26 protein-coding genes are annotated in these 24,986 nt (G+C 49.7%); 9 read left to right on the top strand and 17 right to left on the bottom strand.

The annotated features are described in order from the left end of the window. The first annotated feature begins 4 nt into the window (after positions 1–4). Entirely contained in the window at positions 5–850 is an 846-nt protein-coding gene (locus tag V1224_06920; protein ID WWR17156.1) for a PHP domain-containing protein, read from the top strand. A gap of 33 nt (positions 851–883) precedes the next feature. Continuing rightward, positions 884–1,699 carry a Cof-type HAD-IIB family hydrolase gene (locus V1224_06915; GenBank protein WWR17155.1) on the top strand — a complete coding sequence of 272 codons (816 nt, stop codon included), beginning with the start codon at positions 884–886 and terminating at the stop codon, positions 1,697–1,699. Between the two features lie 116 nt (positions 1,700–1,815). Here the strand turns inward: V1224_06915 and V1224_06910 are convergent, their stop codons facing one another. The 7 genes from V1224_06910 to pheA all read right to left on the bottom strand — a co-directional run bounded on the left by V1224_06910 (position 1,816) and on the right by pheA (position 9,800). Beyond that, a complete protein-coding gene (locus tag V1224_06910; protein WWR17154.1) occupies positions 1,816–2,076 on the bottom strand; it encodes a glyoxalase in 261 nt (86 codons plus the stop codon). 51 nt (positions 2,077–2,127) lie between these two features. Continuing rightward, positions 2,128–2,778: an HAD family hydrolase gene (locus tag V1224_06905; GenBank protein WWR17153.1), complete on the bottom strand. Its 651-nt coding sequence runs from the start codon at positions 2,776–2,778 to the stop codon at positions 2,128–2,130. Further along, positions 2,775–3,458, bottom strand: a complete 684-nt coding sequence (locus tag V1224_06900) for a Maf family protein (GenBank protein WWR17152.1) — start codon at positions 3,456–3,458, stop codon at positions 2,775–2,777. The genes V1224_06905 and V1224_06900 overlap by 4 nt, the downstream gene beginning before the upstream one ends. A gap of 102 nt (positions 3,459–3,560) precedes the next feature. After that, positions 3,561–5,711, bottom strand: a complete 2,151-nt coding sequence (locus V1224_06895) for an RNA degradosome polyphosphate kinase (GenBank protein WWR17151.1) — start codon at positions 5,709–5,711, stop codon at positions 3,561–3,563. Between the two features lie 3 nt (positions 5,712–5,714). Further along, positions 5,715–7,247, bottom strand: coding sequence for an HD domain-containing protein (locus V1224_06890; GenBank protein WWR17150.1), 1,533 nt, complete (start codon positions 7,245–7,247; stop codon positions 5,715–5,717). Positions 7,248–7,349: 102 nt separating this feature from the next. Beyond that, on the bottom strand, positions 7,350–8,654 hold the full coding sequence (locus V1224_06885; GenBank protein ID WWR17149.1) for an ATP-binding protein: 1,305 nt from the start codon (positions 8,652–8,654) through the stop codon (positions 7,350–7,352). 21 nt (positions 8,655–8,675) lie between these two features. Beyond that, positions 8,676–9,800, bottom strand: a complete 1,125-nt coding sequence (pheA, locus tag V1224_06880; protein ID WWR17148.1) for a prephenate dehydratase — start codon at positions 9,798–9,800, stop codon at positions 8,676–8,678. 212 nt (positions 9,801–10,012) lie between these two features. Here pheA and V1224_06875 point away from each other — a divergent pair, with 212 nt between their 5' ends. Further along, positions 10,013–11,038: a DUF5050 domain-containing protein gene (locus V1224_06875; GenBank protein WWR17147.1), complete on the top strand. Its 1,026-nt coding sequence runs from the start codon at positions 10,013–10,015 to the stop codon at positions 11,036–11,038. A 54-nt stretch (positions 11,039–11,092) separates the two neighbouring features. On the opposite strand, the gene folK is transcribed toward V1224_06875, so the two are convergent. The 5 genes from folK to V1224_06850 are packed head-to-tail and all read right to left on the bottom strand — an operon-like array spanning position 11,093 to position 15,177. Beyond that, on the bottom strand, positions 11,093–11,947 hold the full coding sequence (gene folK, locus V1224_06870; GenBank protein WWR17146.1) for a 2-amino-4-hydroxy-6-hydroxymethyldihydropteridine diphosphokinase: 855 nt from the start codon (positions 11,945–11,947) through the stop codon (positions 11,093–11,095). Then, positions 11,934–12,752 (bottom strand): dihydropteroate synthase, encoded by an 819-nt coding sequence (folP, locus tag V1224_06865; GenBank protein ID WWR17145.1) that lies wholly within the window; start codon positions 12,750–12,752, stop codon positions 11,934–11,936. Before folP ends, folK begins: the two co-directional genes overlap by 14 nt. A 59-nt stretch (positions 12,753–12,811) precedes the next feature. Next, the gene (locus V1224_06860; protein WWR17144.1) at positions 12,812–13,294 is read right to left on the bottom strand and encodes an HD domain-containing protein; all 483 of its coding nucleotides are present in this window, start codon (positions 13,292–13,294) and stop codon (positions 12,812–12,814) included. 4 nt (positions 13,295–13,298) lie between these two features. Continuing rightward, entirely contained in the window at positions 13,299–13,856 is a 558-nt protein-coding gene (gene folE / locus V1224_06855; protein WWR17143.1) for a GTP cyclohydrolase I FolE, read from the bottom strand. Continuing rightward, complete coding sequence (locus V1224_06850; protein ID WWR17142.1) at positions 13,834–15,177, bottom strand: folylpolyglutamate synthase/dihydrofolate synthase family protein; 1,344 nt, start codon at positions 15,175–15,177, stop codon at positions 13,834–13,836. The genes folE and V1224_06850 overlap by 23 nt, the downstream gene beginning before the upstream one ends. Positions 15,178–15,257: 80 nt before the next feature. Between V1224_06850 and V1224_06845 the strand changes: the two genes are divergently transcribed. Then, positions 15,258–15,671: a hypothetical protein gene (locus V1224_06845; protein ID WWR17141.1), complete on the top strand. Its 414-nt coding sequence runs from the start codon at positions 15,258–15,260 to the stop codon at positions 15,669–15,671. Here the strand turns inward: V1224_06845 and V1224_06840 are convergent. Beyond that, complete coding sequence (locus V1224_06840) at positions 15,662–17,005, bottom strand: MATE family efflux transporter (protein ID WWR17140.1); 1,344 nt, start codon at positions 17,003–17,005, stop codon at positions 15,662–15,664. The two genes, V1224_06845 and V1224_06840, sit on opposite strands and share 10 nt — an antisense overlap. A 147-nt stretch (positions 17,006–17,152) precedes the next feature. Between V1224_06840 and V1224_06835 the strand changes: the two genes are divergently transcribed. The 5 genes from V1224_06835 (at position 17,153) to V1224_06815 (ending at position 20,640) form a co-directional block, all read left to right on the top strand. Then, positions 17,153–17,695 (top strand): nitroreductase family protein, encoded by a 543-nt coding sequence (locus V1224_06835; GenBank protein ID WWR17139.1) that lies wholly within the window; start codon positions 17,153–17,155, stop codon positions 17,693–17,695. A 79-nt stretch (positions 17,696–17,774) separates the two neighbouring features. Further along, positions 17,775–18,713: an aspartate carbamoyltransferase gene (gene pyrB / locus V1224_06830; protein WWR17138.1), complete on the top strand. Its 939-nt coding sequence runs from the start codon at positions 17,775–17,777 to the stop codon at positions 18,711–18,713. Next, positions 18,707–19,138, top strand: a complete 432-nt coding sequence (locus V1224_06825) for an aspartate carbamoyltransferase regulatory subunit (protein ID WWR17137.1) — start codon at positions 18,707–18,709, stop codon at positions 19,136–19,138. Before pyrB ends, V1224_06825 begins: the two co-directional genes overlap by 7 nt. Before the next feature lie 92 nt (positions 19,139–19,230). Beyond that, positions 19,231–19,620, top strand: a complete 390-nt coding sequence (locus V1224_06820) for a bacteriohemerythrin (protein ID WWR17136.1) — start codon at positions 19,231–19,233, stop codon at positions 19,618–19,620. Between the two features lie 204 nt (positions 19,621–19,824). After that, complete coding sequence (locus V1224_06815) at positions 19,825–20,640, top strand: PHP-associated domain-containing protein (protein ID WWR17135.1); 816 nt, start codon at positions 19,825–19,827, stop codon at positions 20,638–20,640. Here the strand turns inward: V1224_06815 and V1224_06810 are convergent. The 4 genes from V1224_06810 to V1224_06795 are packed head-to-tail and all read right to left on the bottom strand — an operon-like array spanning position 20,637 to position 24,977. Beyond that, entirely contained in the window at positions 20,637–22,067 is a 1,431-nt protein-coding gene (locus tag V1224_06810; protein WWR17134.1) for a radical SAM protein, read from the bottom strand. The genes V1224_06815 and V1224_06810 overlap by 4 nt on opposite strands. 50 nt (positions 22,068–22,117) lie before the next feature. Then, a complete protein-coding gene (locus tag V1224_06805) occupies positions 22,118–22,888 on the bottom strand; it encodes a YlmH/Sll1252 family protein (protein ID WWR17133.1) in 771 nt (256 codons plus the stop codon). Between the two features lie 15 nt (positions 22,889–22,903). After that, positions 22,904–23,833 (bottom strand): GTP-binding protein, encoded by a 930-nt coding sequence (locus V1224_06800; protein ID WWR17132.1) that lies wholly within the window; start codon positions 23,831–23,833, stop codon positions 22,904–22,906. Positions 23,834–23,849: 16 nt separating this feature from the next. Further along, on the bottom strand, positions 23,850–24,977 hold the full coding sequence (locus V1224_06795; GenBank protein ID WWR17131.1) for a CobW family GTP-binding protein: 1,128 nt from the start codon (positions 24,975–24,977) through the stop codon (positions 23,850–23,852). Positions 24,978–24,986: the final 9 nt, after the last annotated feature.

Genomic DNA, 24,986 nt, shown 5'->3' with positions numbered 1-24,986 from the left:
TACAATGATAGATCTGCACGTACATTCCAACAAATCGGACGGCACGCTCTCCCCTTCCCGGCTCGTCCAATACGCAGTCGAGAAGGGGCTGACTGCTTTTGCACTGACCGACCATGACACGGCGGACGGACTCGACGAGGCAATGGAGACCGCTGCAGACCAGCCTGTCGTCGTCATTCCCGGCATTGAGTTCTCCACCTCTTATGATAAGAAAGATGTGCATGTGCTGGGTCTCTATATTGATTATAAAACGCCTGTTTTTTTATCTGCCCTGGCAGAGTTCGTCTCTTCCAGAGAGCACAGAAATGAAAAAATGTGTGAAAGGTTACGGGAACACACCGGGATCGACATTACTTATGAGACATTGACAGCGGCCAATCCCGGCGCTGTCATCACCAGAGCGCACTATGCCCGCTATCTGCTCGAACATGGCTGTGTGAAAAGCATGAAAGAAGCCTTTGACCGCTACATCGGGGATAACGCCCCCTGCTTTATCCCCCGTGAAAAGGTAACGCCCCTGCAGGCCGTACGGCTTGTGCTGGAAGCCGGCGGTATCCCCGTGCTGGCTCACCCGCCGCTCTATCATATGAGCGAAGCGGTTCTTGACGGCCTTGTCCGCACACTTGTGGAGAACGGTCTGGCCGGTATCGAAGCCTTTTACTCCACCTACAACGCCGGGGAGCAGCGACAGATGCTCCGTCTCGCTGAAAAATACCATCTGCTCATCACAGGCGGCTCCGATTTTCACGGCTCCAACAAACCGGAGATTGATCTTGGCACAGGCAGGGGAAATTTATATATATCAGATGATATTTTAAATGAACTCGATCGTCACCGGCACCACCCGTAATATAACAACCGTAACAGAAAGGGGACTCTTTCCATGGAAAAGAAAATATTTTTTACAGATCTGGATGAAACGCTTCTGACAAAGGAAAAAACGATGACACCGGCCACCATCGAAGCCGTGAAAAAACTGACTGACGCAGGTCATTATCTGGCTATCACTTCCGGCAGACCTCTTGTCAGCGTCATTGAGGCAAGACAGCTCCTCCCCATATCTGATCAAAACCTTTACTATATCGCCAACAACGGCGGTCTGATCGTCAATGCCCAGACGAAGGAAGTGGTTTCCGAGATCCGTCTCACTATGGAGGAGACCAGCTATGTACTGCAAGCGAGCGAAAAGGCAGGTCTCCACTGCCATACCTACACTGACACGGAGATTGTCGCCAGAAGACAGACACCGGAGCTGACTGCTTATCAGAAAAATATCCATATGCCGTCTCTGCTCACCGATGACATAACAGGCGCTCTCGAAAAACCTCCCTTCAAATGTCTGGCGATCACACTCGACGACCGCTCAAAGATCGAAGCGCTCCGTGAATCTCTTCTCCCTTGGGCACAGGGACATGTCAACCTGATCTGTTCTACTGACAGATTACTGGAAATGTTTCCGGCAGGCGCCGGGAAAGGAGACGCTCTGGTCCGTCTGGCGGAGCATCTGCATATCCCGATCTCCCACACAATGTCTGCCGGGGATCAGGACAATGACATCTCCATGTTAGAAGCCGCCGGTCTGGGCGTTGCCATGTGCAACGGTTCTGTCGGCGCAAAGGCTGCCGCCGATGTCATTACGGAAAAAGACAACAACCATGACGGTCTTGTTCCTTTTCTGGAATCGTTTTTTGGTGTATGACCGTTTGCGATCAGCAGTAGCTTCTTCGTACATAGGAATCATAAAAAACCGGAAGTCTTTGCACGGACTTCCGGTTTTTTTATACGGTACTGTAATAATCTCTGTATCGGCCGCTTCTACCCTTCCACGATCAGATACCTGCCGTCTCCCACAGCAAATACTTCATCGGCCTCCAGAATCGCTTCCTCGTCGCTGCCATCAATGTCCATCCCCGTTTCCTCAAAGTATTCCCATACTTCTCCTGGTGATTCCACGACGACTGCCATACATTCCTCGAGAAAATGTTCCGCTTCCGCCAGTGTTTCCGCTACCGCCTGCGGAAAAAGCTGAAGCTGATGAGACAAAAAACACTGTAACACCGCATCGTCAAACTGCATGAAACTCTTCCTTTCTCATTATTGTAGATTTCTTATCGCTTCCTGTGGATTTTATAAATAGTTCAGCAGCTCCTGCGGATGGGCTATGATCGCATCCGCATGGTTTTCCTCCAGTTCCGTCCGGTCACGGAATCCCCACAGCACACCGACCGTAAAGGCTCCCGCATTTTTACCGGTCTGCATATCGGTATCGGTATCACCCACATAGAGCATATCCTCCACGGGAATCCCCAGCTTCTCCGAGATCAGATACACGCCGTCCGGACTGGGTTTCTTCTTAATCGTCTCAGTCTGCCCCTGTACAACGTCAAACACCTCGTCTCCAAACAGATCGTGGATCACTTTGCACGTATTTTCATGAGGTTTATTGGAAAATACGGTCACACGGATGCCACGCTTTTTCAGTTCTTCGAGCAGTTCCACAATTCCCGCATATGGCTTCACCTCATACATGCAGTCCACGGCAAAAAGCTTCATATATTCCTCAAGAACCGGTTCACACAGATCTGTCCTGTCTGTCTCCTGATTGCACAGTACACGACGAATCAGCTCTTTCGCCCCGTCTCCCACAAACTTTTTGTAGTCATCATTGTCAAATGTACGCAGATCAAACTTTTTCAGTACCCTGTTGGCACAATAGGCGATCGATACAATGCTGTCTGACAGCGTCCCATCGAGATCAAACACAACCGCTTTTTTCATCTTCTCAACTTTTCTCCTCTTTCATGTTCTACATTTTCATGCTGCCGGATTCTGACTCCCTGTCTTCTGAGGGCCTGATACAGCGCCGCGACAGGAAGTCCCAGCACTGTACCGTACTCTCCCTGAATCTCCTCCACAAAGACGGCAAAGCCGCCCTGAATCCCATATGCCCCTGCCTTATCCATAGACTCACCAAGAGCGAGATAATCCCGAATCTCCTCATCCTCCATGGAATGCACTTTCACAGAGGTACATTCACTAAAAGTATCGTACGCTATGTTATTTGCTCCCGCTCTGGCAATCGTAACACCTGTATATACTTCATGTGTCCTGCCCTGCAGCTTTTGAATCATGGCAAACGCCTCTTCTTCGGAATGGGGCTTGCCCATAATCTGCCCATCACAGACAACGATTGTGTCCGAGCCAATGACAAGCATTGTCTCTCCTGCCTCCTGGCCGCAATCTCCCTCCTGCTGTAACTCAGCCCCTGTATCCTGCAGACGCTGTGCTACATCTTCCGCTTTCTGATAAGAGAGGTTTTCAACGATCTCTTTCGGAGTAACACCTGTTATGATCTCTTCCTTTTCGCATGGCACAATGCGAAAGGAAAGTCCCATCTGTTCCAGCAGTTCTTTCCTGCGGGGTGAGGCCGATGCCAATATCACCTGTTTTTTATCCATACTCTGTCTTTTCTCCCGGTCCTGTTCTTCCCTTTTCCTGCAATCTCTCCCAATGTTATTCTTTCCTCTGCCTGCAGGCTCTTCCGGCCTTCGACGCTCTGTCTATATCGACACGTGCGTCTCCGGAATAAAAATACGGCTGTCATATGCTTCTTTTTTTTCCAGGGCATACTGCATCGCTTCCTGGCAGAACGCATCCTGGGAATCCAGCCTCTCCTTGCCACGGCCGTCTGCCTTCTCGTAGGTGTTGTCTTTTGTCAGCACATTGGCCTTCACATTATCCTTTAACTGAATGTCCAGAATATGAATCACCCGTTGTTTTAACTCTTCCTTCTCAACCGGGAACAGGATCTCCACGCGACGCTCGAGATTTCTCGGCATCCAGTCCGCGCTTCCCATATAAATCTCCGGATCGCCGTCATTTTCAAAGTAGAAGATACGGCTGTGCTCCAGAAAATTGCCTACGATCGAGCGCACCTTAATGTTCTCGCTGACTCCCGGAATGCCGACGCGGAGACAGCAGATCCCTCTGACGATCAGATGAATCTTGACGCCTGCCACACTCGCCTCATACAAAGACGCAATCACATCCATATCGCAGAGCGAATTGACTTTGGCAATGATCTTCCCTTTTTTGCCTCTGCGGGCATTCTCCGTCTCCCTGCGGATCAGGGAGAGAAATTTATCTTTCAGCCAGAGAGGCGCCAGGGACAGCTTATTCCAGTTCAATGGCTCCGAATAACCGGAGAGCATATTAAAGACCGCGGTCGCATCCTCGCCGATCGCCTCACTGCATGTGAGCAGTCCCATATCTGTGTAGAGTTTGGCCGTGGCGTCATTATAGTTGCCTGTTCCCAGGTGGACATATCTGGCGATACCGTCCTCTTCCCTTCGTACAACAAGTGTTATTTTACTGTGCGTCTTTAATCCCACGAGTCCATAGATCACATGGCAGCCTGCCTTCTCCAGCATCTTCGCCCAGACGATGTTGTTTTCTTCGTCGAATCTGGCCTTCAGTTCCACGAGCACGGACACCTGCTTGCCGTTCTCGGCGGCCTGTGCGAGCGCCGCAATGATCGGGGAGTTGCCGCTGACACGATACAGGGTCTGCTTGATGGCAAGCACCTGCGGGTCGCGCGCCGCCTGTTTCACAAATTCCACGACCGGGGTAAATGTCTGGAAGGGATGAAACAGTAAAATATCCTGTTTTTGTATCTTCTCAAAGATACTGCCCTCTCCCTCCATCTCCGGCACCGGCTGAGGCTCATACCGGGGATTTTTCAGATGGTCAAAGCCGTCCATACCGTACATCTTCATCAGAAACGTCAGATCGAGCGGCCCGGGAATCTGATATAAGTCTTCCTCCCTGATATTTAATTCCTTTTCAATGATCTTCAGCAGTTGTTTGTCAATGCCGGCTTCCACCTCAAGGCGGATCGCCTGTCCCCACTGTCTCTTTTTCAACTGCTTTTCGATCTCCTTTAGCAGGTCGGCCGCCTCGTCCTCCTCGATCGTCAGATCGGCATTCCTCATAATACGGAACGGATGGGCACACACAATGTCGTAATTCAAAAACAGCTTTTCAATATTTTTTTCGATAATCTCTTCCAGCAGAATTACTTTCCGCACATTTTCCTTATCCTTGCCGACGGGAATCTCCACGATACGCGGCAGCACACTTGGCACCTGCACCGTGGCGAATTCGAGCTCTTTGTGATTCTCCCCCTTCTTTTTCACAAGCGCCCCGATATTCAGCGATTTATTGCGGATCAGTGGAAACGGTCTCGAGGAGTCGACCGCCATCGGTGTCAACACCGGATACACATTATCATTAAAATAGCGATCCACATACTCCGCCTCTGACTTTGTCAGATCTTCATGCGCCTGGATCACGTGCAGTCCGTTTTTCTCCAAAAGCGGGAGCAGAGAACGGGTATATGTAGAATATTGCAGACTGACAAGCTCATGCGTCACTTTGTCCAGCTCCTGGAGCTGCTCCTGCGGCGTCAGACCGGCGATATCCGGTTTATCATAGTGCACGGACACCATGTCTTTCAGGGAAGCTACCCGGATCATGAAAAATTCATCGAGATTGGACGCGGTAATACTCAGAAATTTCAGCCGCTCAAACAGCGGAATCGTCTTATCTCTGGCTTCGTTCAGCACACGGCTGTTAAACAGAATCCAGCTCAGCTCCCTGTTCGTATAATACTTTGGATTTTTATAATCAGTTTTTTTCTCTTTCTCGGACATACGCTACACTCCCCTTTTCCGTTTGATAACAGGTCTTATATCAAAGATCTCTTCAAAAAAGTCGGCCGAAGCAGAAAACAGGCCCTTTTCCAGTGTAATATCGTTGGTCGTATCGACTGTGAGCACAAGCTGCCCTTCCCGAAGCGCCGCCACGATATTACGGAACTTCTCCTTATGGCTCCTGTCAAGTCCCGTAGCCGCACGCAGAATCGCAGTCAGCTTCGCCATCACCAGATAGGACTGCTTATCCAGCCCACTCTCGCCTCTGGCGTCAAAATAGACAAATTCCCGGTAATTGTACCTGACAATATTGGCCACGGTCTCCCGTTCCATATGGGAGAGGCCGATGATTTCCGTCGACATGACAATCTCATAGGACGCCTCGCCCACGTTTGTCATCGTAATATATTTCCCGCAGTCATGCAAAAGTGCGGCCAGCCGGAGCAGCAGCCGTTCCCGTTTGCCGAGCCCGTGCACCTTTTTCATACTGTCAAAGATCGTCAGTGCGATCTTCTCCAGTGTCTCTCCCCGCTTCTTGCTGCCCATATACCGCTTGCTGATATTCTGTGTACAGTCGATAATATCTTTCTCAAAATCATGATTCGTAAACAGGATTTTGTTTTTTTCCGCATACTCATAGGCTATGCCGTCACAGAGCGTCACACCTGGAATCCACAGTCTGGCCGCTTCCATCGTCCGCAGAAATTTGAGCACCATCACAGAGGAGATATACAACAGAAACATACTCTCTTCCGGTACTTGCAGTCTCTTTCCCACCTCAGACAGCGAATGACCGTGGATCTCTTCCGCAAACGCCGTATAGACTTCACTGTTAATATAATTTTCAAGCAGCCCGCGGTCCTTTTTGCCGAGCGCACTGGAAATATATTCATCGACGACAATGATATTTTCGATCTTTTTTCCTTTCAGATAAAGTTTTTCAAACACTTCGATCTGTCCTGACAGCAGTTCCTCTATGATCTCCCTGTACTGCGAAGACTTTAACTTGAGCTGAGACAGATGTTCCCGGATACGCAAAATGCCGACCCGCATATTCTGCGTCGTCACAAGGCTTCCTTTATCAAATAAGGAGACTTGAATGCTCCCGCCTCCGATGTCGATAATCGCGGTCCCGCTGGAAATCAGGCTGTTGAACAGTTCTCCCTTTGAGGCGATTGACTTATAATCCAGAAATCGCTGCTCCGAATTGTTCAGCACATCGACATGGATGCCGGTGCGCAGCTTGATCTGCTCGAGGACAACCGTCCGGTTTATCATTTCCCTGACAGCGCTCGTCCCGTATGCCTGGTAATCGGATACCTGATAGGCTTTCATAATATTGGCAAATTCCCCCAGAACCCGGCAGAGCTCATCCACCCGTTCCCGGCTCAGTTTTCCCGTCGTGTAAGTCTCGGTCCCCAGCTCGATCCGATGTCTGACATGGTCAATCTCCCGCAGCTTCTCTTTGCGGGAAATCTCAAATATTTTCATGGAAAGTTCATAAGAGCCCACATCAATCGCCGCAAATGTTTTCATACTCACATAATCCACCCTTCTGTTTCGATTGTAACACCCCATAAATCTTAGAAACTGATAATAATTCTCTACTTTCCATTATATCCTTACAACCTGTTTTTTTCAAGACTGCACCGGGAGCGGCGCCCCTGCCAGATGGTCGATAAACTGCTGGGCGCAGCGCCCCGACAGACCTCCGTGGGCCAGTTCCCACTTGTTCGCCTCCAGAAGCAGTTCCTCCTGCGGCATGACGATGCCGTTTCTCTCCGCCAATACGCTGACAATCGTCTGAAACTGTTTCTTGTCGGGAGAGCCGAAATAGATTGTCACCCCAAAGCGCGAGACAAGAGACAGTTTTTCCTGCACCGTGTCGTTCGTATGCAGGTCATCGTCTCTGTCCGCTTTGTCGCTGAACCGCTCCCGCACAAGATGCCTTCTGTTGGAAGTGGCATAGATCAGCACATTGTCCGGTTTCTTCTCCAGTCCGCCCTCGATGACAGCTTTCAGATATTTATATTCAATTTCAAAATCTTCAAAGCTGAGATCGTCCATGTAAATGATAAACTTATAGTTTCTGCTCTTGACCTGGGCAATGATGTCATGCAGATCCTGAAACTGATGTTTGTAGATCTCGATCATCCGCAGCCCCCTGTCGTAATACGCGTTGACGATCGCCTTGACGCTCGAGGATTTGCCGGTGCCCGCATCTCCAAACAGCAGACAGTTATTGGCTTTCCTCCCCTCCACAAAAGCCTCCGTATTCTCGATCAACTTCCTCTTTGGTATCTCATAACCCACCAGATCATCAAGCGTTACATGGGCAATATTCAGAATCGGCTGGATCTGTGCCCCATCCTGTGTGTGCACGACCCGAAACGCCTTGTGCAGGCCGAACTTGCCCACGCCGTACTCTTTATAAAACTGTGTCATTGTCTCCTTCATCTGCGCCGCATCATCTGTCTGTGCAAGCCTCACTGCCAGCTCACAGATACGGTCACGAATACGGGTATTGTATACCTTCCCCCGCCTCTTACCGATCCGGTAGTCCAAAAGAAGCGAAAATCCCTGAACCTGAAGGGTCTCTGTCATCTCCGTAAAATCACAGTCAAAAAATTCTTTCCAGATCCCGAAATCATGCAGCGCCGCTTCGTTGATCGTTCCCTCAATGCTCCCAACGACTTCACACGCTGTGCTGTAACTGTTTTCGTCATTGGCGAGCAGATCGGCGAGATAGCAGTGCCACAGATTCCCATAAAATCCATGGCTGCCGGCCAGCTCCAGCAATCTGTGTATACAATCATACAGCAGCGCTGCCTTTTCTTTCACACTGTAATCAAAATCAGCGTAATGCTCCGTCAGCCACGCCATATCACACAAAATACCGTCCCCCGCCGGTTCTCTGTATAAGATCAGTTCCTGCTCTCTCATGACAACACCCTCATCTTTCTCCTAATAATTCCCCAGTATTTTCATATTTCTTGCCTCATCCCGCAGTCCGCGCAGTGCGTTTTTCACCGCACTGTCCGCCAGATTGCCTTCGAAGTCGACAAAGAAACGGTATTCCCAGTTGCGATCCTCGATCGGCCGGCTTTCAATCTTGGAAAGATTGAGATTGTTATAGATAAAATGGGACAGCATATGGTAGAGCGAGCCGCTCTTATGTGGCACTTCAAAACAGATACTTACTTTATCCGCGTCTTTTTTAAAGATTTTCTGATTCGTGACAATAATAAATCTCGTGGAATTGCTGTCCGACTGATTGACTCCTTTTTTTAACAGTTCCAGTCCGTATATCTTGGCCGCATGTTCGGAAGCGATGGCCGCCTGACTGCGGTCCCCCTCCTGCGCCACTTTTCTTGCCGCAAAAGCATTGTTCGGCATACTGATCTGTTTCCAGTCCTTTTCCGCCAGGTATCTGGCACTCTGCATCAGCGACTGCGGATGGGAAAATACAGTTCTGATCCCGTCCTCACAGGCTCCGGGCAGGCCAAGCAGACAGTGTTCGATCCGGATGATCTGTTCTCCCACAATATAATTTTCGAATTCCACAAGCAGATCATAGATCTCGCTGACGATACCTGCCGTGGAATTTTCGATCGGCAGCACCGCAAAGTCTGCACTGCCCTCGTCAATGGCGCTCATGGCATCCCGAAATGTATCGACATGAAAGCTGTTGACCTGATCGCCGAAATAGCGCTGCATCGCCGCCTGCGAATAGGCCCCCTCCGCTCCCTGGAATACGACTCTCGCCGTCTCCGACTCCAGGTCATCGACACCGATGAAAGGCAGTTTTCCCAGGCTTCCCTTTTCTGTGAGCATCTGGTATTGCAGTTTACGGCTCATGGACATGATCTGCTCAAACAGTTCTTCGATGCCATGGCTGTTGAACGCATTATGCGTCATCGCCCGGACAGTCCGCAGCTTCTCTTCTTCCCTCGCCTTATCAAATACCTTTTTCCCCGTACTGATTTTATAATCCGCCACCTGCCTGGATATTTCCATGCGTCTTTCATACAACTCCACGATCTGCCTGTCTATCTCGTCGATTCCCTGTCTCAGTTCGCTCAAATCCATATCTTTCATGTCCCTTCTTTTTCCGTTTTTTCACAAATATCTTATAACAATTCCATCGCCCGTGCAAGCAGCCTGAGGCAGAAAATCTTGCAGAAAGATATTGCGTAACATTCCTAAAATCGTTACAATAATTTTAAACGCAGAGTTCGGAATCTCATAAAGATTCCCTCCGTATCCGATCATATTTTTTAGCAATCAGAAAAGAGGCTGTCATGAAAAAATTCAGAACATTTTTACTTTTATTCATTACTTTCACTGTTTTTGCCGTGTTGTTCAGCTTATCCATACTCTCCAAGCGAGTCCCGGAAAACCCTGCAGGAACGGTGGGAAATACGGCCGGCAACCTGAACAACGGCGGTCTGTTCTGCGAAGACGAAAATAAAGTCTATTTTGCAAATGCCTATGACAACTACACTCTCTATTCGATGAATCCTGATGAGACAGAGATTGTAAAACTGTCCGATGCCAGAGTCAGTTCCCTGAACGCAGCCGGCAATTATCTCTATTATTATCAGAGTTCTACCGGAGGGTCCGATAACTTTGCCTCCATGTTCCGTATTGACGGGCTCTACCGCTGCAAGAAAAATGGAAAGTCCTCTCTCTGTTTAAAACGGGTTCCGGTTCCTTCCCTCTCCCTCGTGGACAACACCGTTTTCTATCAGTCTTACAGCACAAAAAAAGGCACCTCTCTGTGCCGTATCGATATTGACAAACAAAATTATGAAGAGATCGCTGATTATGTCATCAACCCTGCCAGTGTGCAGGATGGCCGCATCTATTTCGGAGGCACACAGGGCGATCACTATCTCTATGCGCTGGATGCGGACAACAATGGGATTTCCGTCATCTATCCCGGTAATGTATACAATCCGGTCGTAGAGGGCGATTATGTCTATTACATGGATATTTCTTCCGATTACAGGCTGTGCCGCTACAGTCTTTCCACACAGACCGCGGAAGTGCTGACGAATGACAGACTGGATTTCTTCAACGTAGCCGGAGATATGATCTACTATCAGAAAAGTGACGCCAGAGAACCGGCACTGAAACGCATCCGGATCGACGGAAGCGGCGAAGAAGTCGTATCTCAGGGCATCTATGAAAACATTAACATTACTTCCAGATATGTCTATTTCAACCTTTATGATGAACCGATCCCCGTATACCGCACGCCTGTCAACGGACCGGTACAGGTGAGTACCTTTATAGCCGCAGAAGATGCTGTGGAAGTCAGATGAACCAACTGACTTCCACAAGTCCCATTATTCTCCCGTCACACCATTTCCTGTCTCTCAGTCCCGCCTCAGCAGTTCCAGCAGCTCGGCAACGGTCTTCCGAAAGACCGGATGCACCCACTCCGGCACGATCTGAGCCAGAGGTGTGAGTACAAAATCTCTGTTGTGCATGTCCGGATGCGGTACTGTCAGTTTTTCCGTATGTATGACCCGGTCCTCATAAAAGATAAGATCCAGATCCAGCGTCCTCGGCCCCCAGTGCACAAGTCTCTCCCTGCCCGCCTCCGCCTCCAGCCCGTTCAGAAAGGCAAGCAGTTCTTCCGGTTCATATAATGTCTCAACCAAGAATGCCCCATTTAAAAAATCATCCTGTTCCACACCGCCGTAGGGCGCTGTCACGATCAGATCCGCCTGCTCCAGAAGGCGGCATTTTTCATTGCTTCCGATCTTTTCGGCCGCTTCTCTCAGATATGTTTCTTTCTCTCCCAGATTGGAACCACAGGCAACGACGGCTCGTTTCCATCCTCTCGTGACCGACACAGAGACAGAGGAAAACGGCAGGGGAATCGGCGCCGAGGGCTTTCGGATCTCCAGATCCAATGCCGCAATCAAAGGGAACGCCAGCAGCAGACCTTCCGCCAGATGCTCCGTGGCCGCTTCCAGAAGACGGAACGTATGCTCTGTCAGAAAAGCATGAATCCACTGACAGACGGCTCCATAGTCCGTGGACAGATGAAGGTCATCCTGTCTCCCTGCAGACCGGGTATCGGTATACAGTACCACATTGACATAAAACTTCTGTCCGAGCTTCGTCTCTTCGGGAAATACTCCGTGATGAGCATAGACTTCCAGTCCCTCAATACGGATTCTGTCTTCCTTTTTCCCATACCAGCCAATATTATTTCCCGGCATGTAAGATTGCCTCCGTCATCTTCAGTGCACGCACATTTGCTTTAACATCATGGACACGGACAAAGGAACAACCCTTCATCGCCGCAACGACCGAAGTCGCAATCGTTCCCTCCAGCCGCTCATCCACCGGAAGCTGCAGCGTATCTCCGATCACAGACTTTCTGGACGCCCCCAGTAAGACAGGATAGCCAAACATATGAAACTCTTCCAATACGTTCAACAGTCTCAGATTTTGTTCATATGTCTTCCCAAACCCGATACCGGCGTCCAATATGATCTTATTGTCAGCAATGCCCGCTTCCTCCGCCAGACGGATACATTCTGCCAGGTCCGAAGTCACATCGTTGATAAAATTGTCGTAGACCGCTTCTTTCCTGTTGTGCATCAGACAGCAGGCAACTCCGGCCTCGGCGATGACCTTCGCCATCTGCGGATCAAACTTCAGTCCCCAGACGTCATTGATCATATCCACACCAGCAGCGATACCTGCCTTCGCTGTCTCGCTGTGATAAGTGTCCAGAGACAGCGGGATATCAAATCTTTCCCTGATTTTCTCGATCACAGGTACGACCCGCTCCGTCTCTTCCCCGGGGGTAAGCGCTCCATAATCGGTACCCGGCTTCGTAGACTCTCCGCCCAGATCGATCAGATCCACCCCTTCCGCTATCATCTGCTCCACACGGAAAAGTGCCTGATCGGGATCATTAAATTTACCGCCGTCCGAAAACGAATCCGGTGTCACATTTAAGATTCCCATCACATATGTATGCCCCGGTACCTGAAACTCTTTTTTGCCAATTCTCATAACCTTTCTCCTTTTCTTTTGATTTATGATAGTATCCGCAGCGCAGATGCTTTTTGTGGTTAATAACGAAGCGCCCTGTTTTTCTTCTCCTCTTTTCTGCCACACTCCCGCTCCACCGGACAGGCAAAACAGCTGCGGCTCAGTTTATCCGCACGGTACAGAATACCACGCAGACTCTTTTCCTCCCTGATCTCCCCATTCCTGTGATTGCGAATCGCCTCGATGATCATATCCGTCTCCGCATCGTCATATCCGCAGTCACGCAAAATCTTCAGTGCCAGGGCGGCGCTGGCCTTATCGTGTGGTGTACCGTCCTCATATTGTTTGAATCTGCCGATGTCATGAAGCAGCGCCGCCGCATAGACACAGGCCTTGTCAATCTTCAGCTTATGCTTGAGATTCAATATCTGTGCAATCCTGGCCACAGAAAGAAAATGCTCCATATTATGCCTGCAAAAAATCCTGTTATACTCACACTCGTATATCTTTTCCATATACTCTTTGAATAACTCATGGGTCAATACTTTGTCGATGCGTTTCATTTTCTCACCTCATCATATATGCCATAAATTGATTTTGCAATTCCGGTCTCTCCCGAAAAATTCCCCTTGTGACAACCGTCACCGTCCTGCTGCCCGGTTTTTTGATTCCCCGCATCGTCATGCACATATGTTCCGCCTCCAGCAGTACCATGACGCCCTGCGGTTTCAGTTCATCTATGACCGCATCTGCGATCTGCGCCGTCAGACGTTCCTGTATCTGCGGCCGTCTGGCATAGACTTCCACTGTCCGCGCCAGCTTGGAAAGCCCAACCACATATCCGTCCGGAATATACGCCACATGCGCCTTGCCATAAAAGGGCAGCAGGTGATGTTCACACATGGAATAAAATACGATGTCTTTTTCCAGCACCATCTCATTGTTGCTCACGGAAAACTGTCTGGACAGATGACTGCCTGCATCTTCCTCCATCCCGCCAAAGATCTCTTCATACATCTTCGCAATCCGTTCCGGGGTCTCCGCCAGTCCCTCCCTGGAAGGATCTTCCCCAATTCCCTCCAGCAGCAACTTTACCGCCTCTTTAATCTTCTCCTGATCTACCATGTGTGTCTCTCCTGATCGACTCTCTGTTTTCTGCGATTTTGCACAGCTCTCCCAAGTAAGACAAAGAACCGAACGCCAGTATGACATCGTCTCTGTCCGCCAGCAGATAAGCCATCTCTACCGCCTCCTGCACACTGTCTGCGGCCGTCACCTGTGGATGACAGGTTCTGACCACACCGGCCAGCTCATAGGCCGAAAGAGATCTTTTGTGATCCGGTGTTGTCACAGTGATGACCTGCGCCGCGATGGGTGCCATCATCTCCACGATCTTCTCATATTCTTTGTCCTTCAACATTCCTATTATAATAATTATCTTTTTATTTGTAAAATAAAATAAGACAGATTCCTTTAATTTTTGCGCAGCGTCGATATTATGCGCTCCGTCCACGATAAAATACGGCTTTTGGGAGACGACGGAAAACCTGCCCGGCCACCGGGCCTCCGACAGCCCCCCGCGCAGCGCCCTCTCCGTTACCCGGTATCCGCCTTCCCGCAACGCCTCCACAGTCTCCACGGCCAGGATCGCATTTTCAATCTGGCAGATACCGGCCAGAGAAATCTTCAGCTTTTCACACGCGCCGTAAGAAAAGCTCTGCTGCCTCAGCCCATACCGGACTTTTGAGGCGGCGCCGGGATCGGCTGTCCGCAGTGCCGCGCCCTTCTCCTCACACACTGTCTTGATTACCTGCATCACAGACGGCTCCTGTTTACCGGTGATAACCTGACAGCCGTTTTTGATAATACCGGCCTTCTGCCTTGCGATCTCCTCCAGCGTATCGCCGAGCATCCCCATGTGATCCCTGCTGACGGAAGTGATCACGGCAGCCACTGTCGTCGTTACGATATTGGTGGCGTCGAGCAGACCGCCCATCCCCGTCTCCAAGACTACGATCTCACAGCCCTTTTCCCGGAAATACCAGAAGGCCAGCGCAGTTTCCACTTCAAAGGGCGTCGGATAGGGATGCCCCTGCTCCTCCAGCGTCTCTGCTGCCAGACGCACGGCCTCCAGTCCTCTCACAAAATCCGCCTTTGAAATCGGTCTGCCGTTCACCTGCCATTTCTCCAGAGCCGAAAAGACAGAAGGGGAACAATACCTGCCTGTTCGATAGCCGGCGCTCCGAAGTATCGATGAGACAAAACTGAGTACCGATCCTTTTCCATTCGTCCCCGCGATATGGACAAACTTCAGGCTGTCCTGCGGATCTCCCATCGACCGCAGCAGCCGTCTCATAGAGTCCAGACCAAGTACGATACCGCCGTTTTGTAGCTTTTCCATGTATTCCGTTGCCTGTTCGTATTTCATGATACATGCTTCCCACATGACCCCTGTCCTCCTGTCAGACAGCCGCCGTTCCCCTGATCCTGAGGAATATTTTTCCGGTTTCCGGCAATACTGTCCGTATGAAAAAATTAGTGACTGACTTTATCCACTGTGGCATTCTCGGATGGTGCCTTGAAATCCTTTTTACCTCACTGCAGTCTTTTCGCCGGCGCGAACGGACAGGCATCGGCAATACTTCCGTCTTCATGTTCTTTATCTATGGTATGGCGGCGTTCTTGAGACCCATTTATCTCCTGATTCGAAAACTGCCTGCCGTCTGCCGTGGACTCATATACATGACCTGCATCTTTACCGCCGAGTACACAACCGGTATCCTGCTCTCCCGAAAAGACCTCTGTCCCTGGAACTATGAGCGCTCCCGCTTTCATATCAGAAAACTGATCCGGCTCGACTATGCGCCGCTCTGGTTCTGCTCCGGTCTTCTCTTTGAACGGCTTCTGTCCGGCAATGCGACAACAGCCGGTCAGAAATGACCCTGCCTGACGACTTTACGGAAGATAATCATATAAGACAGCCATAAAAAGAAACTGGTCGTAATCCAGGCGCTCATATTGGCAAGGCACACGCCCTCAAAGCTCTGATGACAGGCCGCAGTGACCGCCACCACAGCCCGGCTCACGAGTTCCACCACACCGCCAAGCGTAGGGATCAGCGCAAAACCGCAGCATTGCAGCACATTGCGATAAATAAAAATCATACCCAGCATCGTATAGGAGGTGCCGCACAGGAACAGATAGATCGTAGCATAAGTCTCTATCTGCTGCAGATGATCGGAGACGAACAGAGCAATCAGATAATGACGCAGTAACATCGTCAGTGCAAAGACAAAAAGGGCGTAAGCGGTAGTCAGAAGTACGGCATACCTGACACCCTGCCTGATCCGCTCGTAGGCGTTGATCCCTCTGTTTTGTCCCGCATAGGTAGCCATCGTCATCCCCATGGCGACAAACGGCTGGGTCACAAGCTGTTCCACTTTGGAAGCCGCCGTATAGGCTGCCACCGCCACAGAGCCGAGCATATTCAGCGCCACCTGCACCATGATCGTCCCCACTGCCGTGATTGAAAACTGGACCGCCATCGGCAGACCGACGGAGAGCTCCACACCCATCAGGTGAAAATCCGGCCGGAAATGGTCCTTCCTTAATTTCAAAATGTCCACCTTTCTCGCTACATAAAAGATACAGAGCAGGCCCGATAGTCCCTGTGAAACCACAGTCGCCCAGGCGGCTCCCGCCACACCCATATGGAAAAAGAGAACAAACACAAGATCCAGTACGATATTCGTGATCGCAGCGATGATCAGAAAAAAGAGCGGTACCTTACTGTTGCCCACCGCACGCAGAATACTGGCCATCAGATTGTAGAGTATCGTGCAACCCATACCGACACAGATAATGACGATATATGTCTTCGACATCATGAAAATATCCTCCGGTGTCCGCATCAGACGCAGCAGCCCGCCCATGCCCGCCACGCTGACTGTGGTCATAACGATCGTAAAAAGCACTGATAACAGCGCCGCCATCGCCACGCTCTTTTTCATTCCCTCCATATCCCCCGCGCCGAAACGCTGGGAGGTCAACACCGTAAACCCGGTCGTCAATCCCTGCATAAAACCAAGGATGAGAAACATGATCGTCCCGGTCGCGCCCACTGCCGCCAACGCCTGTACACCCACAAACTGTCCGACGATAATTGTATCTGCCATGTTATACAACTGCTGAAAAATATTGCCGATGATCAGAGGAAATATAAACTTAATGATCAGCATCGAAGGTTTTCCCTTCGTCATATCCAGTTCCATCATCCACCTCCCGCATTGCTGCCCTCAGTGACCAAAAGGACACATGCCCTGAAGGTAGCAACACATATTATAACAGATTTTCATTGAAAGAAAAGGGGGTATATGATATGATAGCATAAGTATCAGTAAATCAGAAAAGGAGGATTCAAAGTGACTGCAAAAGAATGTATCAAAGGACGCAGAAGCATCCGTAAATTCAAAGATACCACGATTGATCACCAGCTCCTTGAGGAGGTCATTGAGACCGCGTCTTATGCTCCCAGCTGGAAGCATACACAGATTGTCCGCTACATTGCCGTTGAAAGCGCGTTAAAAGACAGGATCGGCAGGGAATGTACTTCCACATTTCCGAACAATGGAGTTATCATTCAGAATGCTCCCATGCTGATCGCCGTCACCGTGATCAAAAACAGATGCGGCTATGAGCGGGACGGGTCATTTACAACGCCGCGTGGTGACACATGGCAGATGTTCGATGCCGGCATTGCTTCCGAGGCTTTCTGTCTCGCCGCATATGAACAGGGGATCGGTTCCGTAATTGTAGGAATCTTCGACGGGGAAGTTGTCGCTGATCTGCTGGCAATCCCTGAGGACAGGGAGCTTGTCGCTTTGATCCCGATCGGATACCCGGATGAAGTCCCGGCAGCGCCAAAAAGAAAGCCTGTGGCCGATCTCGTATCCTATCAACAATAATACATAAATCGAAGGGATTTTATTCCTTCGATTTTTTTGCGAAAAACGAAAGAGGCATAAAGCAAAGGAGAACGATAGCATGAGACATCTTATGAGTCCGCTTGACTTTACGACAGACGAGCTGGACAGACTGTTTGATCTGGCAAACGACATGGAACGCCATATGGACAAGTATGCCCACGTGTGTGAGGGGAAAAAGCTGGCGACCTGCTTCTATGAACCGAGCACAAGAACCCGGCTGAGCTTTGAGGCCGCCATGCTCAACCTCGGCGGAAGGGTACTCGGCTTTGCCGACGCAGACTCCTCCTCCGCGGCAAAAGGGGAAAGCGTTTCCGATACGATCCGCGTCATTTCCTGCTATGCGGACATCTGCGCCATGCGTCATCCAAAGGAAGGCGCGCCGATGGTAGCTGCAAGCCGCTCGAGGATTCCCGTCATCAACGCCGGGGATGGAGGCCACCAGCATCCCACACAGACACTTACCGATCTGCTGACAATCCGTTCCCTGAAAGGCAGATTGTCGGAGCTGACGATCGGTCTCTGCGGGGACCTGAAATTCGGGCGCACCGTACATTCACTCATCCATGCTCTCTCCCGTTATGAAAAGATCCGCTTTCTTTTCATCTCGCCGGAAGAACTGCATGTGCCCGACTATATCACCGATATGCTGAAGGAAAAACAGATTGAATATCAGGAAATGATACGGCTCGAAGACTGTATCGGGCAGCTCGACCTTCTCTATATGACCCGCGTACAGAAAGAACGTTTCTTTAACGAAGAAGATTACGTCCGCCTAAAAGACTTCTACATCCTCGACCAGGCAAAACTGGCGCTGGCAAGGAAGGACATGCTTATCCTGCACCCGCTTCCCCGGGTCAACGAGATCTCCGTGGAAGTGGACGACGATCCCCGGGCCGTCTACTTCCGTCAGGCGCAGTATGGCGTCTATGTCCGTATGGCCCTGATCTATACGCTGCTTGAATTGACAGAGCAAACACAGGAGGAACCCGAATGTTAAATGTAGGAAAGATTGAAGAAGGTTTTGTACTCGACCACATAAAGGCAGGCATGAGCCTTTCCATCTATCATCATCTTCAGCTTGACAAGCTGGACTGTACTGTGGCTATCATCAAAAACGCCCGCAGTAATAAAATGGGCCGGAAAGATATTCTGAAAGTGGAGTGCGACATCGATACACTGAATCTCGATATTCTCGGTTTCATCGACCATACCATCACCGTCAATGTGATCAAGGACGGCAAGATCGTTGAGAAAAAAGAACTCTCTCTCCCAAAAGAAATTAAAAACGTAATCAAATGCAGGAATCCCCGATGCATCACTTCGATCGAACAGGAACTGCCTCATATTTTTATTCTGACCGACGCCAGGAAGGAGATCTACCGCTGCAAGTATTGCGAGGAAAAGTGCCGAAAAAGATGGTAGGCAGACAGTAAATATGATATAATCATGGACGGGATCAGTAAACCCATACTTTTCCAAAATGAGAGAAAATATAGAAAATGGAGGAAAGACTCATGTATGAATTTATGGAAGACTATAAGACCGGAATCGAATTCGTGGATGAAGAACACAAAAAATTGTTTGAGATTGCTGAGAACGCTTATCAACTGACCCAGAACGATTTGCTTCACGATAAATATGACCATCTCATTCATCTTCTGGAGGAACTGAGAGATTACACCAAATTCCATTTTTCTCACGAAGAAGCCTATATGAAAGAGATCGGTTACAAAGGCATGTTCACACAGAAAACGCAGCATGACGCTTTCATTCAGAAGCTGGAGGAACTGGATTTCCACGATCTGGATGAAAACAGCGAACAGATGATCGATGAGATTCTGCATTTTCTGACAGACTGGCTGGTAAGTCATATTTTAAATGTAGATAAACTGATCAGTAAATAAATCTTATTACATAGCGCGTCGGTCATGATACACCGGCGCCTTGCCATTTTCAGAAAGGAATTTTCATGAAACAATTATTTTCTGTCCTCAACAGCGTGCAGGCTATGTTCTGAGGTTACAGATAAAAAGACGGCGCCAAATTTAACTCCGACATAATCGGCACAACATGTGAATATTGGGATGAAAAAAACAGATAATACTAATATGAAAATTGATATGCACTGTCACACAAAAGAAGGTTCTCTGGATGGAAAGATTCCGATCGCCCGTTATATCGAACTGTTGCAAAGCCATGGAATCGGCGGAATGCTCGTATCCGATCACAACTCCTACAACGGATACCGCTACTGGAAAAGCCACAGAGAAGAAATGCCCTCTGACTTTGTCGTGCTGAAAGGAATTGAGTACGACACCATCGATGCCGGCCATATTCTTGTCATTCTTCCAACCGGTGTGAAGGTACCTCTGCTTGAGCTGCGCGGTATGCCCGTGGCACTCCTGATCGACATCGTGCACAGGCACGGCGGCATCCTCGGCCCTGCCCATCCCTGCGGGGAAAAGTTCTTAAGTCTGACCAATAACCGCAAGTTTCGCAAACAGAAATCTGTGATGGAACGGTTTGATTTTGTGGAAACTTTCAATTCCTGTGAATCGGAGCAGAGCAATGAAGGAGCCATGCTTCTGGCACAGGCTTACGGAAAACCGGGATTTGGCGGCAGTGATTCCCACCGCCCCGACTGTGTGGGTACCGCCTACACCTGTCTCTGTGAAAATATCCGCAGTGAGACCGATCTGATCAACTATATCCTTTCCGGGAATCCGACATCCACCGGCGGCTGTTATTATCACGGTACGACAAAAGAAAAGATCGGAAAGATGAATCATCTGCTCGTCTTTTCTTTCTGGTTTTATAATAAGGGCGGCGGACTGCTGCGCAAACACAAACGTACGGCGGCTCTGCGTGCCGACGATGAGAGTATGATGCAGGAGTATGAAGCAAGCCGGAACGACATGGCCTAACGGTTCCGGCTTTTCTCCCTCAGGTAAGGAAGCTCTGCCCTCAGATCCCGGCAGATGCTCCTGTGCCAGAAAAATTCTCCGATAAACAATAATTTATGCAGAGGATCGTCATACAGAAGCGAATGCAGAAGCCGCCTGAAAGAGTAGATCTTCAGACTGGCATGAATATGCTCCAGCTGCAGATCATAAGGGCTGATATTTACCGGATCATGCACGACACAACCGTTATATTTTGACCAGTTGCGATGCAGCAGACGATCCTGACAAGCCTCATAGACCGGAGTGCCCGGCACGAAATACATAGACTGGATCAAAACGCCTTTGATGTCATTCTCAATCACAAAATCAGCCAGTTGATCCCCAATTCCTCTGCGATTATTCTCCGCACCTAAGATAAACAGTCCCCGCACACTGAGTCCGTGTCTTTGTATGTTCCTGATCGAACGTCTGACTTCTTCCACCGTGCTCTTTTTATGATAAGCCCGGAAATCCGAATCATCGATAAACTCGATTCCCATAGCAATCTCAAAAAAGCCTGCCATTTTCAGCAGTTCCAGCATTTCATCATCGTATCCAACCTCGTATCTGGCCTGCACTGTAAAGTTCGTGCGGATACCACTCTCGATAATTGCCTGCAGAACGTCCATTGCCCATTCCCTCTCGGCAAAGAAATTATCATCGGTCAGCCACAGTCCTCTGAGCAGACGCGGAAACGGCCCGGACTCAAAAAACTTCAACGAGTATCGGATATCCCCGATCACATCGGCCACCGAGCGCGTTCGGACCCGTCTGCCGTAATGGCGTACAAGCGCGCAGTAGTCACAGTTATGGGGACATCCTCTGGAGGCATGGACCTGCGGCCAGATCGTGTTATAATGCACACGGTTCTGGTATTGCCAGACAAGACTGCGGTCCGGAATCCCATCGATCGATTCCGGTGGCTGCCGCTTTCCCGTCATCACGGTCCGGCCATCCCTGAGAAAGGCAACGCCCGGAATATCGACCGGTCTGTCCTCCCGCAGACAATGCAGAAGTTCCAAAATACTTTCGTCCCCCTCACCAAGCAACACATAATCGCAGTAGCGTACAGCTTCCCGGTAGTTCATCGACGCATGAAGTCCGCCCATGACGACAACCGCCTTTGTCTTTCTTTTGAAATACTGTGCAAGCCGATACCCACGGTTGGCATTAAATGTAAAAATACCGATAAAAATCACATCGGCATCCATCACATCATTTTTAACAATTTTTGATATGGCTTCACTGTACATAAACGTATCGTCGAACTCTTTTTTCACGATCGTCGCCAGCAGATTCAGACCCACGGAAGGGGTCCTGATATATCTGTCATAGACAAAATAATTCAGAAATGTCCTTTTATAAGGACGTTCTCCCGGCTCAATAAACCGTATTTTGTTACATTTCATATGTATGGCCTCCCCTTTCGCCAGCTCCCCTGATTGCCATTTATGAATTGTTATTGATACAGCGCTATCCCGACACTGCTCTTCCCTTTCCTCGTCACATGCGTCTCCCCGCGATATACAAACTTTCCATAACCTCTCACGGAGACGATGTCTCCCGTCTTCGGCACGCTGCTGTTATTCTCCTGCTGGCGTCCGTTGACAAATATCTTTTTCTCCCGAAACAGGAGCACACTCTTTTCCCGGGACAGTTGAAATACTTTGGCGATCACCGCATCCAGTCGCTGCGACGCCACCTGATACTGCCGCATTTCCAGTGTGGGAGCCAGACTCTCCGGCTCTCCCTCAAATGGCTGGCAGTGTACGGACGTATGTCTGACTTTCGTCAGATGATCCACAATATATGGCACGATCCGCTCCATACAGTACACATACGCACACTTTCCCCTGACAACGATGTCGCCGATCAGATCTCTCTCGATCCCCAGATTCATACACGCCCCAAGAAAATCCCGGTGTGTCAGCATTTCTGCAAACTTTTCCGCCACCGGTCTGATCATCAGACAGACAATCGGGAAAGGTTCCTCATAGCCGAGCATCTCCTGACTGCCAAAACGCACTATCACCCGCTCACAGCCCTCGTTTCCTCCGTAGAGTGTACAAGGCACATGGGAGAGTTCCTTCTCCATCCGGTAAAAGGCATCGATCTGCGCCATCCCCAGGAAATCAGTAAAGCAGTATACGTTCTGCCTGTAACATTTCTCTGCCAGTTCCATATACCGTTTTTTTAACTGTTGGTATTCTCTCTCCGCATCCACAGACATCTCCGCATCGCCTCTTTACGTAAAATCAATGATCTCTTTTTTCGGCGCCCTGGTCGGTTCCACTGAGAGCGCATGGAGAATCGGTCCCTCGCTTTCATACCCCGCCCAGTACTCCCATGTCAGAGTGGCCGTCACCCTGACCCAATCTCTGTCCTGCAGCTCATCGGTCTTGTCGTACTGACAGGCAAACCCGATAAACGCCATGTCATCTGCACAACAGGTCATTGCCATCCTGCCCGGTACAAAGTAATCGTCCGGAAATTCCTTTGGTTTCAGCACCATAGCCGTGAAAACGATCTTTTTATTTTCATATCTGCCGGCATGGTCCAGACAGTCCAGATACCAGACGCCATAACCGGTATCGTCCAGTTCCACCGTATCTTTTTTCACGTCATACGGAAGTTCATCTTCCAGGATAGTATTCACCTCGCCGTTCGCATCCTCAAAAATGATCTCCGCTTTCTGATTGATGGCTTTCACATTCCGCTTATAACTGCTCAGGTCCTGAATGCCATCGCAGCGGTTAAAAATAACCAGATCGGATTTACGGAGCATCTCGGCAAGCAGTGACTTCATATTCGTATAATACATTGGAAACGTGGAGGCGTCGATCGTTGTGATCTGCTGCTCGATCCGCCAGTGCCAGGGCAGCTTCATCTCCTTAAAGTTCCACATACCATTGTATTCAATAATGATGCGCTCCGGCTTATGCTTCTTCTCCAGCGCGATCAGATGTTCCGTTGTAAACTCCTCTTTCTCTTCGATGACCTCCAGCACGGTATGGCTTTTCTCCAGCAGTGCCTGTGTAATTTCCACTTCCCCCTCTTCACAGAGAATGAGCAGTGTCTTCCCGCCTATCTGAAAATAAGGCTGGTCCAGCGTATAGCGGATAAATTCCGACTTGCCGCTCTCCAGAAAGCCATTGATCATATAAACAGTCTTCATCTTGTCCCCTCATTCACTATTTGTCAAACAATGCTGCCAGCCGCTCTTCCTGCAGACCTGAACCGATCACACAGATTTTTCCGGTCAGTTCGGCTTTCCCGGCTCTCACATCCACCTCACCCGGCACATAGTCAAAATACGTCCAGCCACCGTTGCCGTCCGCCAACATCCCTTTGGCCCGCAAAATATAACCGTACGTTTTTTCTTCTTCCAGTGCACACAGTCTCTCCTCAATCTCTGCCTTCGTATAAGAAGCCGATGTCTCCCGGCCCCAGCTCGTAAAAATCTCATCCGCATGATGATGTTCATGATCATGGCAGCCACAGGTACAGTCCGGTCCATGGTGGTCATGGTGATGATCATGGCAGTGCTCATGTCCGTCGTGATGATGTCCATGTCCGTCATGGCAGTGCTCATGCCCGTCGTGATGATGCCCATGCCCATCATGGCAATGCTCATGCCCATCATGGCAGTGTCCGTGCTCATCGTGATGATGTCCCTCTTCGTGCTGTCTGCGAACTTCCTGCAAAAGCTGTGTCATCCAGTCGTTTTTTTCTTCCATGGCTGTCAGAATCTGCGCACCATCCAGTTCCTCCCAGGGGGTTGTAATGATCACTGCCTTTTTGTTGTGCTCCCTGATGATCTCCACCGCTTTCGCCGTCTTCTCCTGACTGATATTGCCTGTTCTGCTCAAAATGATCAGTCCCGCATGTTCGATCTGGTTGAGGAAAAATTCTCCAAAGTTCTTGGCATACATCTTGCACTTGGCCGCGTCCACGACTGCGACCGCACTGCTGAGCGTAACCTCCGCCTGCGTATTCACATTCTGGACCGCCCGGATGACATCGGACAGCTTGCCGACACCCGACGGCTCGATGAGAATTCGCTCCGGCGCATATGTCGTCAATACTTCCTGAAGAGAGGCACCGAAGTCTCCAACAAGAGAACAGCAGATACAGCCGGAATTCATCTCCCGCATCTCCACCCCGGACTCTTTTAAAAATCCGCCGTCAATGCCGATCTCTCCGAATTCATTTTCAATCAGTACAACTTTCGTATCCTGCAGTGCCTCCTGTAACAACTTCCGAATCAATGTCGTCTTTCCGGCCCCCAGAAAACCGGATATAATGTCTATCTTTGTCATGTTCTTTCC

Source organism: Lachnospiraceae bacterium JLR.KK008 (assembly GCA_037015955.1).
In the GTDB taxonomy this organism is placed as follows: Bacteria; Bacillota; Clostridia; order Lachnospirales; family Lachnospiraceae; genus VSOB01.
This window is presented reverse-complemented; position numbering and strand designations above follow the sequence as displayed.